This window comes from Deltaproteobacteria bacterium (genome assembly GCA_028818775.1).
Classification (GTDB): domain Bacteria; phylum Desulfobacterota; class Binatia; order UBA9968; family JAJDTQ01; genus JAJDTQ01.
This window is the reverse complement of sequence record JAPPNE010000061.1, coordinates 14,429-28,871: the sequence shown is the minus strand read 5'-3', so window position 1 is coordinate 28,871 and position 14,443 is coordinate 14,429. Positions and strand designations below refer to the sequence as shown.

The window sequence follows — 14,443 nt, the reverse complement described above, 5'->3', positions numbered from 1 at the left end:
GACTACTCGTACTGCTCCCGGTACTTGCGCACCACTTGCAGGGCGATGACGTTCAAGCCCAGGGTCACGACGAACAACACCAGGCCCAACGCGAACGCGGCCAGAGTCTTGGGGCTGTCGAACTCCTGGTCGCCGGTCAGCAAGGTCACGATCTGGACCGTCACCGTGGTGACAGCCCGGAGCGGATTGACGGTGAGGTTCGCGGCCAGCCCGGCGGCCATGACCACGATCATGGTTTCGCCGATGGCGCGCGACACGGCCAGGAGAACGCCCCCGACGATTCCCGGAAGCGCCGCCGGGATAACCACCTGTCTGATGGTCTCGGACTGGGTCGCGCCCAGCGCATACGCGCCGTCGCGCATGGCTTGAGGCACCGCGTTGATGACGTCATCGGAAAGCGAGGATACGAACGGGATGATCATGATCCCCATGACCAGCCCCGCGGCCAAGGCACTCTCGGAGGCCACCTCGAGGCCGACGTGTTGGCCCATCCCACGGATGAACGGCGCCACCGTGAGAGCCGCGAAGAAGCCGTACACCACGGTGGGGATGCCCGCCAGCACTTCGAGCAGGGGCTTCACCACGGCGCGGACTCGCGGGCGCGCGTACTCGGCGAGGTAGATGGCCGACATGAGGCCCACGGGCACGGCCACGACCATGGCGATGAACGAGATCAGCAGCGTTCCGACGAACAGCGGAATCGCGCCGAAGGCGCCCGACGCGCCCACCTGGTCCGCGCGGATGGCGGTCTGCGGGCTCCAATCGAGGCCGAAGATGAAGTCGGTCAAGGGGATGGCCTGGAAGAAGCGGATGGACTCGAACAGCACCGACAGCACGATCCCCACCGTGGTGAGGATGGCGATGGTGGAACTGGCCATGAGGAAGCCCAGGATGATGCGTTCCACAGCGTTGCGCGCACGCTTCCCGGGCTTGATGGTGCGCCAGGCCATGGCGCCGCAGAACGCGGCCAAGACCAGCACGGCCACGGTGATGGCGATGGCGCCGTAGCCCTGCAGGCGGACGTAACGCTCCGCCGCGGCCAGCATGGCGGGTGTCTTCTGCGAGGCGATGTTGCCGGAGGCGAGGTTGCGGATGTCGTTGATCACTAGGTTGAGCCGCTCTTCGGGCAGGCTCCGGACCTCCCGCGGCAGGTCGGCCACGACGATGCTGGTGACGATGGGGCCCTTGAGGGCCACGCCGATGCAAAGAAGCAAGAGCGCGGGCACCGCGGCCCAGAGGGCGGTGTACAGACCGTGGTAGCCGGGAAGGGAATGCAGGTTGCGGACAGTGCCCTGGGCCAGCGAGATGGAGCGCCGCCAGCCGAGGTAGTAGCTGACGGAGCTGAGGCCAAGGAGCGCGAGGATCAGACTTGGGGAGCCCATGGACTCAAGAAAACCTTTGCGCGAAACGCCGGCCGCAAGGCCGGCAGGGTTGAAGGTCCGGCCGGGACGCATCGCGCGCCACGGCCGGACTCGAACTCGTTGCTACAGAGCCAGGTTCTTCAGGTTCTTCACGTCCGAGGAGAACTGCTGGCGCTCCTTCTTGGGCATCGGGATCAGTCCCTTGTCGGTCAGATAGCCCTCGTCGCCCCAGGCCTTCTCGCTGGTGTACTCGGCGAGGAACTCCCTCATGCCGGCGATCACGTCCAGGTGGGCCTTCTTGATGTAGATGTACAGCGGCCGCGCCACCGGATAGCTGCCGTCGGCGATGGTCTCGAACTCGGGCTTCACGCCGTTGATGGAGGCGCCATGGAGCTTGTCCGTGTTCTGGTCCAGGAAGCTGAAGCCGAAGATGCCGAAGGCGTTGGGGTTGGCGTCGAGCTTCTGCACGATCAGGTTGTCGTTCTCGCCCGCCTCGACGAAAGCACCGTCCTCACGCATGGTGCGGCAAGCGGCCCTCTTCGCCTTCTTCTCCATGCTCTTGATGGCGGCAAACATGCCGCAGCCCGCATCCATCACCAACTCCACGAAAGCGTCGCGGGTGCCGGACGTCGGCGGGGGACCCAGCACCTCGATCTTCAGAGCCGGGAGCTTGGGGTTGACGTCCTTCCAGGTCTTGTTGGGGTTGGGCTTGCGCTCGCTGCCGTCGGCGTTGGCCGGCACGTCCTTGGCCAGGGCGAGAAAGAGATCCCGCGGGGTGAGGCTCAGGGACCTGCTCTTCTTCGAGCTGGCCACCGCGATGCCGTCGTAGCCGACCTTCAGCTCGACGATCTCCCTGACGCCGTTCTTGCCACAGCGCTCGACCTCGCTCTTCTTGATGCGCCGCGAAGAGTTGGTCATGTCCGGGTGCTCCACGCCTACGCCCGCGCAGAACAGCTTGAGGCCGCCGCCCGAGCCCGTGGACTCCACCTTGGGGGTCTTGAACTTGGTTGTCTTGCCGAACTGCTCGGCCGCCACCGTGGTGAACGGATAGACCGTGGACGAGCCGACGATCTGGATGTAGTCGCGCGACTGCGCCGAGACGGCGGTCGCCATTCCCGCCACGGCCAGTGCCACCACTGCCGCCATCAACACACTCTTCCGCTGCATGGATAACCTCCTGCGGTTAGAGTCTTGTCACCAAACACGACACCCGAAGAGGGTCCCAATGACCCTGCCGTTTTGGCGGCAATCTAACCAAGGGCAATTATCCTTCTATGACGGCGACATCACACGCGAATGAAACCACTGTTACAAGTGTGTTACGGCTGCGGCGCGCACGTGGACCCCACTTGGACGATACCAACCCAACCGCTTGAAATCGTGGGACTTTCCGCGCGGCGAGCTAGGACGGCGCCGCGCTGTCGCCGGATGACTGTCCGCTCCCGCCGATCTCGTCGAGACGCCGTTGCAGCGCCAGCCGGTCGAGGGAGGTCAGCGGCAGGTTCACGAAGATCGAGATGCGGTTGAAGAGCATCCGGTAGGCGTCGGCGAAGGCGATGACCTGCTCCGCCTCGCTGCCTCCCACCGCCGCCGGGTCGGGAATGCCCCAGTGGGCCGACATGGGCTGGCCGGGCCAAAGCGGACAGACCTCCCGGGCCGCCTGATCGCACACCGTAAAGACGAAGTGCAACTCGGGCGCGCCCGGCGCGGCGAACTCTTCCCAGCTCTTGGGGCGGAGGCCGTCGGTCACGTAGTTGAGCTTTTTCAGGGTCTCTATGGTCAGCGGGTGGATCGCGCCCTTGGGGTGGCTGCCGGCGCTGAACGCCTGGAACCGCCCGCGTCCGAGGCGGTTCAGGATGCATTCGCCCAAGACACTGCGGGCGGAATTACCGGTGCACAGGAAAAGCACGTTGAAGCGTCTGTCGTCCTTGCTCATGTGGACCTCCAGGGGGTCGTTATCGAACCCTCGGCCTCGGGCGGCACCAGCCACCAGAAAAGCGCCGTGGCCGCCGCCGCGCCGGCGAACTGCATCGCGATGAACGCGGGCGCGTGCAAGGGGTCGATGCCGGCGAACGTGTCGGAGAGCGTTCGCGCAATGGTCACCGCGGGATTGGCGAACGAGGTGGACGAGGTGAACCAGTAGGCGGCGGTGATGTAGCCGCCCACGGCCAACGGCACCGCGGAGCCGCGCAGCCGGACGCACCCCTGGATCACCGCCAGGAGGCCGAAGGTCGCGACGAACTCGCCCAGCCACTGCCCCGCGCCGAAGCGCTCCTTCTGCGAGAAGAACACCGCGGGCTCGTCGAACATCAGGTTCGCCACGACCACCCCGGCGATGGCGCCGGTGACCTGCACCGCCAGGTAGCCCGGAACGTCACGCCACGCGAGTCCGCCGAGGAAACCCTCGGCCACCGTCACCGCCGGGTTGAAGTGTGCGCCGGAGATGGGGCCGAACACCAGGATCAGCACCGAGAGGGCCGCGCCCGTGGACACGGTGTTGGCCAGCAAAGCCACCGCCTCGTTGCCGCCGGCCAGCCGCTCGCCCATGATGCCGGAGCCCACCACCGCGGCCAGCAGAAAGGCCGTGCCGACGGCCTCCGCCGTCAGGCGACGCGGGAGGTCTTTCGGGTTCTCTTGGGCTTGTCCCACGGATCTTCCGGAACCGGGATGCCGCACGCCTCGGGGTTGCCGCCGCAACAGTTGTCCGTCAGATAGCGGAGCAGGTCGTTCATTGTCTCGAAGTTGGACCGGTAGATGAGCGAGCGCGACTCGCGCCTGAAATCCACGAGGCCCGCCTGCTTGAGCGTATTCAGGTGGAACGAAAGGGTCGCCAAGGGCAGCCCGAGCCGCTTGCCGATCTGTCCGGCGGGCAGCCCCTCGAAGCCTGTTTCCACCAGAAGGCGAAAGATATTAAGCCGCGTGTCCTGCGCAAGAGCCGCCAAGGCGACCACCGCGCGATCATGTTCCATATTTCTAGTATTATGGAAACTTGTTGGAAAAACAAACAGCTCAACGCTTGAGTTCTCAGGCACCCAAGACGCCCATCAGATCGGAACATTCTCCGATAACAGGTCTCTCATACATCCCCTTCGTTCCTCGATCCTGCCGACCCGCGCGAAGCAAGTGACAAGGCAGACGCTATCGAAAAGGGCGTTGAGCAGATAGCGCGCCGGCGGAACGCGTTCCGCAGAGATCCGAAATCGCCGAACAGGGTGCTGAAGGGTCTACGGCGAATCAGACGTACAGCCGACCCGTTCCAGGAGATAGCCCGGCAGGTTCACGATCCGCACGTCGTCCAGTGTCGTCGTGGAGTAGGGCGCCAGACTCACCAGGTATCCGGTGCGGAGCCCGTGCTGCCGCAGATATCCGGTCACACCGCGCATGTGCTTTCGGTTCACCGTCAGCGCGGCCTTGCATTCGACCGGGAAGACCGTGCCGCCCCGCTTCACGACGAAGTCGATCTCCGCGCCCGAAGGAGTCCGCTTCCAGCCGGAGAGATCCGCGCGGGAACGCATCAGCTCGATGGCCGTCTGGTTCTCGATGACCGCGCCGAGAGGCGTTCGTGCCGCGGCGGACAGGGTGCGGACGGCGCTGATGGACGGCACGGCGGACTCGCGCAACTCGCGCAGCACGCCCGTGTCGAACAGGTACCGCTTGGGCAGATAGCCGTGGCTGGCTTGCGGGTTCATGCCCATCTGGTCCGAGCGCAAGACCAGATGCCAGCCCTCGAACCGGGCGAACACGTGGTTGATGCGCTCGTTGACGCGGGTGCTCGGAGCCGGGACGACGGCGGTGTTCTTCGACGCACCGCCGGCGAAGTTGGCCACGCTGCGCAAACAGGCCATGGCGATATCGATGCTGTCTTCCCCGAAGATACGGATAAAGTCCTGTTCATAATCGGCGATGATCTGTCTCAGGACCAACCCGTGGTCGTCACCGGAAGCATGCGCCTGCACGACCGCGGGCAGCCCGCCGACGGCGAGAAAGGCGTCGAACAGGGTGAGGAGTTGTGCGTGCCGTTGATCGCTTATGCGAGTTTGGGTGCTCACCACGAGGTCGGCGAGGTGCCGCCGGCCCAAGGCTACCAGGAACTCCGAGAACGAGAACGGACCCAGAACGAAACGGCGGACGCGGCCCACGGGATAGCGGGTCGTGGGGCGGAACAGACGAGTGAGCGTGGAGCCCGACAGGATGACCGTGGCTTTCGACCACTCTTCCTTCATGAAGCGCACGAACTCACCGAGTTTGCGGCTCTCCTGCGCCTCGTCGATGAACAGGACCCGATCTGCATCGCCCCGGAAATCGAAGCGATCGCGCAGCACGTCTTCGTATTCGGCAAAATCCCGGCAGGCATCAAGAGCCGACCGGATCAGCGAGTCCCGCTCCAGGTTCACGTGTACGGCGCGCTTGGGTGATTGCCGCAGGACACGCTCCGCCAGCGTGGTCTTTCCCACTTGACGGGCGCCCTCCAGGAGCAGCACCGGCTTGAAAGGCGTGGCATCGGCGATGTGCCGAGCGAGTTCGCTTTCTCCATGCCGAGCTATATACGAAATTGACATATAGTACCGTCGGAATCGATATAGAATAGTCCTATATTATGATCTTTCGCCCGACCCGGCAAGCCCATCACCAGTGAGTAGTGTCTCAGTTTCTTGAAGACGCTACCCGCCAGCGGACTGGCGCGGCCGGTCGATCTGGCATAGACTGACCGTCCGTCGGTGGCGCATCCGGGCGCATATCCCGGCGCGTTGACACGAACCACCGGGACACGATCGAACCATCCAGGGAGGAACGCGATGTTGCGACTCACGGCAGGATGTCTGCTGCTCTTGCTCTCGCTTTTTCTTGCGGGCGCGGTGCCGGCCATGGGCGCCGATCCGGCGACGGGGCAGCGCTCGAAAGAGGAGATCGGGGAGATCATCCGCGAATACCTGCTCAACAACCCGGAAGTGATCTTCGAAGCGGCGGCGCGACACCAGGAGAAGCAACGGCAGCTACAGGCCCAGCGCGACCGGGCTCTCCTGAAGCAGCACCGGCAGGCGCTCCTGGCGGATCCGGACTCGTTCGTGGGGGGCAACCCGGACGGCGACGTGACCCTGGTGGAGTTCTTCGACTACCGCTGCGGCTACTGCAAGCGGTTCGCTCCCGCCCTGGAGAAGATCAAGAAACAGGACCCGAAGCTCCGGGTGGTTTACAAGGAGTTTCCAGTCCTGGGACCCGACTCGATAAGAGGAGCCCAGGCGGCGCTGGCGGCGCGGAACCAGGGACGCTACGTCGAGTTTCACGAGGCCTTGATGCGCGTCAGGGGGAACTCCCTTGACGAAAAGACCCTCATGCGCGTCGCGCGTTCGGTGGGTCTGGACACCGAACGGCTCAAGAAGGACATGGAGAACCCCAAGATACAGGACATCATCGGCAAGACCCTCAAACTTGCCAGGACGTTGAGCATCAACGGGACTCCCGCCATAATCGTCGGCAACCAGATCGCCCGGGGCATGGTGCCCCTTGCGGAGCTGAGCCGGATGATCGCCAAAGCCAGGGCCGAGGGTTCCTGACCCAAGGCCGTTTCGTCACCGGCGTGCTTCGAGGCACCGCGCCTCATGCCTGACTCCACCGTAACGGAGACACTCGCAAAGATCCGCGTCGTCCTCGTGCGCCCCAAGGGCTCGGGCAACATCGGCTCGGTGGCCCGGGCCATGAAGAACACCGGCCTGCGGGAGCTGGCGCTCGTGGGCGGCGGCCGCACCGAGAGCCTTTCGGCCCGCTCCATGGCCGTGCACGCCCGCGACATCCTCGACGGCGCGCGCCGGTTCGGGACCATACGCGAAGCCGTCGCCGACTGCGGTCTGGTGGTGGGCACCACCTGCCGCAAGGGACTCTACCGCGACCACGTCGAGTTGCCGCGCGAGTTGGCCCGGGACATGGTCGCGGCGGTGGCCGGCCCGGACGCCCCACCCGCCGCCCTCCTCTTCGGCCCCGAGGACCACGGCCTCAGCAACGCCGACCTCAAGCACTGCCAGCGCCTCGTCACCATCCCCAGCCACCCGGAGCAGCCCTCCCTCAATCTGGCGCAAGCGGTGATGGTCTGCCTCTACGAAATCTACGTCGCGGCCGCCCTGGGCGCGCCGCGCGATGAGCGCCTCAAGCGCGCGCCCGCGGAAGCGGTCGAGGCCCTGTTCGACCGCATGAAGGACACGTTGCTCAAGGTCGGCTTCCTCGACCCGCAGAACCCCGAGCACATCCTGCTCGCACTGCGCCGCGTCCTGGGCCGCGCCGGCCTGGAGGAGCGCGACGTCAAGATCCTCAGCGGACTGTTCCGCCAGGTGGAATGGTACGCGCAGGGCGGTTGGGAAGTGGCGGAGGAGAAGCGGCGGCAGGGGGTCAAGCTGCGTTAGTGTCTCGAGTTGCTCAGAGACTCCGCTCCGTCCTGATCTCTTCCAGCTCCTCCAGAGTGCGCGGCCAGTCGCTCTTCATGAGGCGTGACAGGGAGCGGTCGGCCAGGAGACGGCCGCCGGTCTGGCAGCGGGCGCAGTAGTTGCACTCATTGGCCGCGTAACGGATGCGCTGCACGCGCGCGCCGCACACGGGGCAAGGCTCACGGTAGCGGCCGTGCACGGCCATGCCCGGACGGAACGCCGTGACCTTCTCGGGAAAGCCGCCGCCGGTCTCCTCGCGGAGTCTTCGGCACCACTCCTGGAGAACCTCCCGGACCGCCGCGAAGAGGGTTTCGATCTCAGCCTGGTCGAGATGGCGCGTCTGCTTCATCGGGGACAGCCCCGCGCGGTGGAGAATTTCGTCGGAGTAGGCGTTGCCGATGCCGCTGAACAGGCGCGGGTCAGTGAGGGAGCGCTTGAGGGTGTGGTTCTCGCCCTGGAGCGCGCGCCGGAACGCGTCCAGGTCGCACTCCAGCACCTCGATGCCGCCGGGGTCGTGTTGCGTCAGGCCGGCGGCGCCGCGCACGAGGTGGAGCGACGCGCGTTTCATGGAGGCGGCCTCGGTGAGGACGAGAGTGCCCGAGGAGAGGTCGAAGGCCGCCAGACCCAGCTTGCCCGGAACGCGCGCTCCGCGCGGGCGCCAGCGGAAGCGCCCGGCGATCATCAGGTGGAAGACCAGGAACAGGTCGCCTTGGAGTTCGAAGACGATGCGCTTGCCCAGCCGGCGGAGACCCAGCACCTCGCGACCTTCCGCTTCGCGGATCGGCGGGTCCACGGACCGGAGCAGGAACGGGCTCGCAAGCCGGACCTTTTCCAAGGTCTCGCCCACGACCCGCGGTCTCAGCGCATGGATGTAGAGTTCGACGTCCGGCAACTCGGGCATGCGGGGCCCCTCCCCGCCCCTGGAAAGCGGGAACTCCCTCCCTACGGCAGTCTCAGCACCCGCTTGGCGGTGACATTGCGCTGGATCTCGCTGGTGCCGGCGTAGATGGACATGCGCCGTACCTCGCGCCACAGCACCGACACCTCCACCGGGCCCTCCGGAGTGTCCAGGGGACCGGCGTCGGCGGCGTGCTCGCCGGCCGCGTCGAGCAGCAGGTCGGCGATGCGCTGCACGATGTCGGTGGAGACGATCTTGATGAAGGACGAGTCGGCGCCGATCTCCCGGCCCGCGCGCGCGATCTGGACCGCGTGGGCGAACACCGCCGACTGCGCCAGCACGTCCAGCTCCGCCTGGGTCAGCCGGTCCTGGAACACCGGGTCGTCGAAGGCGCCGGTGGCGCGCGCCACCTTGCGCACCCGCTCCAGCATGTCCAGGGCCAGTTGCGGGTTGGCGTTGCCGAGCCGTTCCCCGTCCAGCAGCGCCTTGGCCACGCGCCATCCGTCGTTGAGCTTCCCCACCACGTTGGCGAGGGGCACGCGCACATTGTCGAAGAACTCCTCGGCGAACTCCTCGTCGTCCGCCAGCGTCTTGATGGGGCGGATGGTGATGCCCGGCGTCCTCAAGTCGATGAGCACCATGGAGATGCCCAACTGCTTGCGCGGCGCGTCGGGGTCGGTGCGGATCAGCGCGTACATCCAGTCGGCGTAGTGGCCGCCGGTGGTCCAGATCTTGTGGCCGTTGATGACCACGTGGTCGCCGTCGATTTCTCCGCGGGTACGCAGGCTCGCCAGATCGGAGCCCGACCCCGGCTCGGAATAGCCCTGGGCCCAGAGCACCTCGCCGGAGAGCATCTTGGGCAGGTGCTCGGCCTTCTGCTCCTCGGTGCCGTGGCGGATCAGGATCGGCCCGATGTGCCCCACCGCCTGGCGCGACAGCACCGGCGCCTCGGCGCGCCCGAACTCCTCCTGGAGGATCAACTGCTGGTTGACCGTAGCCTCCATGCCGCCGTACTGCTTCGGCCAGCCCGGCGCGATCCAGCCGCGCTCGTAGAGCTTGCGCTGCCACGGACGGATCATCTCCGGCGGCGGCCGCGTGGACCAGCCCTTGAGCTCCGCCGGCAGGTTCTCCTCCAGCCAGTTTCGGACCTCCAGCCGGAACGCCGCGTCCTCTTTGGTGTCCGCGATGAAGCTGATGGTGCTCATGGGCCGGACACTAGCAGATCCCGCTCCGGCCTGCGAGAAGCAGACCGTTTCCCCTCCCCACCCCTGGATTCCCGCCCCCGATCGGGGTCGAGGGCAAGCTTTCGCGGGAATGACGGTATAGGGTGGCCGTTGCCACCACCCGGAATCGTCGCCTATACTCCCGGCCACATCATGAGCGCCCAAACGAGCACCGACAAGGTCGCAACACTGCTGAATCCCGAGAGCGTCGCCATCCTGGGCGCCCGGGAGAACCCGAGCGGATGGACGGCGCGCATCTTCGCCAACCTGATCCGCTTCGATTTCGACGGACCGGTGTACCCGGTGAACCCCAACCACGAGCGCATGTGGGGTGTGGAGTGTTTTCCCGACTTGCGCTCGCTGCCCACGGTGCCCGACCACCTGGTGGTGATGCGGGCCGCGGCCAGCGTCGCCGGCATCCTGCGGGAGGCCGCGGCCATGGGCACGCGCAGCGCCACCGTGTACGCCACCGGTTTCTCCGAAGCCGGCACCGACGCGGGTCGAGCCCTGGAGGCGGAGCTGCGCGAGGCCATCGCGGAGACCGGGCTCGCCGTTTCCGGTCCCAACTGTCTCGGCAACCTCTCGGCCCGCGCGCGCGTGCTGACGCTGCCGGACGACCGGGTGCAAGAACTGGTCCCCGGCCCGGTGGCCATGGTGGGGCAGAGCGGCACTACCACGCCCAACATCGCGCGTACGCTGATGGAACGGGGCATCGACGTGAGCTACGTCATCACCAGCGGCAACGAAACCGGTCTCATCACCGCGGACTACATCCGCTACTTCGTTACCGATCCGGAGGTGCGGCTGGTCTTTTGCCTGGTGGAGGCGGTGCGCCGGTCCGAGGACTTCCTCGCCGCCTGCCGCGGCGCCCGCGACGCCGGCAAGCCGGTGGTGGTGCTCAAGATGGGCGTGTCCGAGGGGGGACGCCGCGCCGCCCTGTCCCACACGGGCTCCATGGCCGGCCGGGTGGAGGCCTTCGACGCGGTCGCCGGACCCGCCGGCGTCATCCGGGTGGAGAGCGCCGACGGAGCGGTGGGCGTCATCGACATGCTGCTCCACGCCAGCGAGCCGCGCGGCGAGAACGTCGGCGGCCTGGTCTACTCCGGCGGGGTGCGCGGACTGGCCGAGGACGCCGCCGACCGGCACCGGGTACCGCTGCCCGAGTTCGCGCCCGAGACCCGGGCGCGCCTCCGCGAGTTGTTGGGGGAGGCCCAATCCATCAGCAACCCGCTGGACGCCAACGGCTACCTCAACCGCCCGCTGGAGGACGCGCTCAAGGTCGTGGACGCCGTGTACAACGACCCGGGCGTGGACATGGTGGTGTTCCAGGAGGACCTGCCGCCCCACGAGGGCGCCAACGACGCCAACCGGCGCCGCGCCGCGCGGGTGCTGGCCACCATGGAGGCCATCGACCGGCAGTTTCTGGGCGCCGACCGCAAGCCCTTCGCCCTCGTCTCCCCGGCGTCCTACGACCTCACGGAGTTCAGCCGCACCGCCCGGCGCCGCTTCCCGCACATGGCCTGTCTCAACGAGCCCGAGCGCGCGTTCCGGGCCATCCGCGCTGTCATGGACTACCGGCGGCGCTGCCGAGAGGCGGAGGTCGCGGGGGTGCCCGCCTTGCCGGATTCGCTGACGGTGCGAATGGACACACTGCGGCAACGGGCCGCCGCCGCGGCCACGCCGTTCCCGCTGACCGAACCGGAATCCAAGGAGCTGGCAGGCGCTTTCGGGGTGCCCCTGGTCGAGGAAGGGCTGGCGCAAACCGAGAAGGAAGCGCAAGAACTGGCCGAACGTATCGGTTACCCGGTGGTGGTCAAGGGCGTGGCCGCGAGCCTCACCCACAAGAGCGACGCCGGGGCCGTACGGGTCAACGTCGGCGACGCGGCGGCCGTGCAACAGGCCTGCCGGGAAATCGCGCGCAACGCCGCCGCCCATGACCCGAGCATCCGCCTGGACGGCTGGCTGGTGGCGCGGATGGCGCCGCCCGGCCTGGAACTGGTGCTGGGCATCCAGCGGGACCCCGAGATGGGGCCGGTGGTGATGTTCGGCGCCGGCGGCGTGTGGCTGGAACTGGTGAAGGACGTGGCCTTCGGCCCGCCCGGGATGACCCGCGCCGGCGGCGCCCGGCTCATCGATTCCACACGCGCCGGCAAGCTGCTGGACGGATACCGCGGCCAGGACCCCTACGACCGCGACGCCGTCATCGATGCTCTGGTGGCCGTGGGGCGATTGGCGGCCGCGGCCGGCGACGTCATCGAAAGCCTGGACATCAACCCGTTCCTGGCGCTGCCCGAGGGCGCCGGCGGGCTGGCGCTGGACGCGCTGGCGGTGGTCGGACCGGCAGCAGGGCGGTGACACAAGAAAGGCGAAGCCATGGAACTGGTCCTCGATGAGGCACAGACGATTCTTCGGGAGAGCGCGGACAAGCTCGTCGAACGGCACGCCGGACCCGCCCGTTTCCGGGAACTCCGTACAACCGAACACGGCTTCGATCGGGCGCGGCTCGTGGAGGTGGCGGAAGCCGGGTGGCTGTCGCTGCTGGTTCCGGAGGAACGGGACGGCCTGGGTCTCGGTACCACCGAGGCGGCGCTAGTGCTGGAAGCCGCCGGCCGGGGCCTGATGACCGAGCCTGTCGCGGCGGTGATGGCGGCGGCGCGGGCCGTGGCTTCGGGACCCGGGACTATGGGCGCGGCCCTGGTGGAGTTGACAACGGGCCGCTCCGTTGTCGTACCGGCGCTGCACGACCCTGCCGCGGAGGACCCGGAGGGCACGCGCGTCCAGGCGGTGGCCGAAGACGGCGGCTTTCGGCTCACCGGGCAGATCGGCGCGGTTCCCGGTGCGGCCGCGGCCGACGGTTTCATCGTCGGCGCCCGGAGCGGCGACGGCACGGTGGTGTGCCTTGTGCCGCGCGACGCCGGCGGACTGGAGGTCGTACAGCGCGGGCGCGTGGACGGCACCGGTCACGCGGCGCTGACATTGGCGGACGTGGACATCGCCCCGGACGCGGTGATCGCGCAAGGCGCACGAGGCACGGAAGTCGCCACGGCCACGCTGGATTTGGTGCTTCTCGGAACGTCCGCCGAGATGCTGGGCATCATGGAGCAGGGGCTGGCCCTGGCGGTGGACTACCTGGGAACGCGCGAGCAGTTCGGACGGCTCATCGGCTCGTTCCAGGCATTGCAGCATCGGGCCGTCAACGACCACATCGACATCGAGTTGACGCGCTCCCTGCTCTACCAGGTATGCGCCGCCATGGACGAGGGGCGCGGCAACCGCGCGATGGTTGCGGCGGTCCAGGCCCGCGCCTCGGACGCCGCGCTCTCGGTGACCAAGTCCATGGTGCAGATGCACGGCGCCATCGGCTTCACCGACGAGTACGACGCGAGCCTGTACCTGCGCCGGGCCATGTCGCTGTCGGCGCAGTACGGCAACGCCGCCGCACACCGCAAGCGCTACGCGCGGCTTTCGTCACGGGCGGCGTGACGATAGGAGAAGTGGCATCGCCACCCCACACCGTCATTCCCGCGGAACAGGCCGTGTAAACCACAAAGGCAACAACCTCCCTAAACGTCATTCCCGCGGAAGCGGGAATCCAGGGGTGGGGAGGGGCCGCGAGTTACGAAAGGAACCGATCATGGCCAACGACTCCGCTTTTCGACGCACCATCCGGTGGCCCGACGACAAGCTCGTCTGCTGCACTTTCAGCATCGCGCTGGAGGCCTTCCGCAAGACCGGCCGCTTCAAGATGGATTCACGCATCGACGTGAACCACAGCTCGCTCTCGCATGCGGAGTACGGCGGCAACGCCGGCGTCTGGCGCATCCTCGAGATCCTCGAGCGGCAGAACGTGCGCGCCATGATCCTGGTGAACTCGCTGGCGGCGGAGAAGTGGCCGGACGCGGTGCGCGCGCTGCACGAGGCCGGACACGAGATCGCCGGCCACGGCACCACCAACGAAGTCAGCATGATCGAGCTGAGTCCGGAAGAACAGCAAGAGGAGATCGCCTCCTGCACCCGGATCCTGGAGGACATCACCGGGGCGCGGCCGGTGGGCTGGTTCGGTCCGGGCGGGCATCACACAGATGTCACGCTGGGACTCCTCGCCGAGGCAGGCTACCTGTGGTCCGGGGACCCGTCGGACGACGACATCCCTCACGTGGAGTCGGTCGACGGCCGGCGCATCTGCGTGATCCCCAAGACTTGGTACGCCAACGACTGGCGCGCCTGGGGCAACGGCCTCGGCAACGCCAGCACCTTCTTCACCGGATTCAAGGACGGCTTCGACTTCGTCTACGAAGAGGCCAACCGAGGGCGCCCGGGCATGATCGACGCCTGCGTCCACGCCGAACTGGGCGGCCGGCCCTACCTCGCCGCCGGCTTCGAACGCATCATCGAGTACGTCAACCGGCACCGCGGCGAGATCTGGCAACCCACTTATCGAGAGATCGCGGAGTATTGTCTGGGTGGCTAATCGGGTTTCGGGTCCCCCGTCCCCCCCTGGATTCCCGCCCCCGATCGGGGTCGAGGGCAAGCTTTCGCGGGAAT

13 protein-coding genes are annotated in these 14,443 nt (G+C 67.2%); 5 read left to right on the top strand and 8 right to left on the bottom strand.

All coding sequences use genetic code 11. The features are described from left to right. Positions 1-2: 2 nt before the first annotated feature. The 6 genes from pstC to OXU42_07980 all read right to left on the bottom strand — a co-directional run bounded on the left by pstC (position 3) and on the right by OXU42_07980 (position 5,920). A complete protein-coding gene (gene pstC / locus OXU42_08005) occupies positions 3-1,382 on the bottom strand; it encodes a phosphate ABC transporter permease subunit PstC (GenBank protein ID MDE0029325.1) in 1,380 nt (459 codons plus the stop codon). A 102-nt stretch (positions 1,383-1,484) separates the two neighbouring features. Beyond that, positions 1,485-2,528 (bottom strand): PstS family phosphate ABC transporter substrate-binding protein, encoded by a 1,044-nt coding sequence (locus OXU42_08000; GenBank protein MDE0029324.1) that lies wholly within the window; start codon positions 2,526-2,528, stop codon positions 1,485-1,487. A 235-nt stretch (positions 2,529-2,763) separates the two neighbouring features. Then, on the bottom strand, positions 2,764-3,297 hold the full coding sequence (locus OXU42_07995) for an arsenate reductase ArsC (protein ID MDE0029323.1): 534 nt from the start codon (positions 3,295-3,297) through the stop codon (positions 2,764-2,766). Further along, the gene (locus OXU42_07990) at positions 3,294-4,010 is read right to left on the bottom strand and encodes an aquaporin family protein (protein ID MDE0029322.1); all 717 of its coding nucleotides are present in this window, start codon (positions 4,008-4,010) and stop codon (positions 3,294-3,296) included. Before OXU42_07990 ends, OXU42_07995 begins: the two co-directional genes overlap by 4 nt. Beyond that, positions 3,965-4,330, bottom strand: coding sequence for a metalloregulator ArsR/SmtB family transcription factor (locus tag OXU42_07985; protein ID MDE0029321.1), 366 nt, complete (start codon positions 4,328-4,330; stop codon positions 3,965-3,967). The genes OXU42_07990 and OXU42_07985 overlap by 46 nt, the downstream gene beginning before the upstream one ends. Before the next feature lie 255 nt (positions 4,331-4,585). Further along, positions 4,586-5,920 carry an AAA family ATPase gene (locus tag OXU42_07980; GenBank protein ID MDE0029320.1) on the bottom strand — a complete coding sequence of 445 codons (1,335 nt, stop codon included), beginning with the start codon at positions 5,918-5,920 and terminating at the stop codon, positions 4,586-4,588. Positions 5,921-6,157: 237 nt separating this feature from the next. Here OXU42_07980 and OXU42_07975 point away from each other — a divergent pair, with 237 nt between their 5' ends. Both OXU42_07975 and OXU42_07970 read left to right on the top strand, forming a co-directional pair. Continuing rightward, positions 6,158-6,916 carry a DsbA family protein gene (locus OXU42_07975; GenBank protein MDE0029319.1) on the top strand — a complete coding sequence of 253 codons (759 nt, stop codon included), beginning with the start codon at positions 6,158-6,160 and terminating at the stop codon, positions 6,914-6,916. A 45-nt stretch (positions 6,917-6,961) separates the two neighbouring features. Continuing rightward, entirely contained in the window at positions 6,962-7,756 is a 795-nt protein-coding gene (locus tag OXU42_07970) for an RNA methyltransferase (protein MDE0029318.1), read from the top strand. 13 nt (positions 7,757-7,769) lie between these two features. Here the strand turns inward: OXU42_07970 and OXU42_07965 are convergent, their stop codons facing one another. Both OXU42_07965 and OXU42_07960 read right to left on the bottom strand, forming a co-directional pair. Further along, positions 7,770-8,678, bottom strand: a complete 909-nt coding sequence (locus tag OXU42_07965; GenBank protein MDE0029317.1) for a formamidopyrimidine-DNA glycosylase — start codon at positions 8,676-8,678, stop codon at positions 7,770-7,772. 41 nt (positions 8,679-8,719) lie between these two features. After that, positions 8,720-9,880 (bottom strand): acyl-CoA dehydrogenase family protein, encoded by a 1,161-nt coding sequence (locus OXU42_07960; protein ID MDE0029316.1) that lies wholly within the window; start codon positions 9,878-9,880, stop codon positions 8,720-8,722. A gap of 171 nt (positions 9,881-10,051) precedes the next feature. On the opposite strand from OXU42_07960, the gene OXU42_07955 reads away from it, so the two are divergent. The 3 genes from OXU42_07955 to OXU42_07945 all read left to right on the top strand — a co-directional run bounded on the left by OXU42_07955 (position 10,052) and on the right by OXU42_07945 (position 14,369). Beyond that, positions 10,052-12,253, top strand: coding sequence for an acetate--CoA ligase family protein (locus OXU42_07955; protein ID MDE0029315.1), 2,202 nt, complete (start codon positions 10,052-10,054; stop codon positions 12,251-12,253). Positions 12,254-12,271: 18 nt separating this feature from the next. Then, positions 12,272-13,381: an acyl-CoA/acyl-ACP dehydrogenase gene (locus tag OXU42_07950; protein MDE0029314.1), complete on the top strand. Its 1,110-nt coding sequence runs from the start codon at positions 12,272-12,274 to the stop codon at positions 13,379-13,381. A gap of 151 nt (positions 13,382-13,532) precedes the next feature. Next, positions 13,533-14,369: a polysaccharide deacetylase family protein gene (locus OXU42_07945; protein MDE0029313.1), complete on the top strand. Its 837-nt coding sequence runs from the start codon at positions 13,533-13,535 to the stop codon at positions 14,367-14,369. The last annotated feature ends 74 nt before the right edge of the window (positions 14,370-14,443 follow it).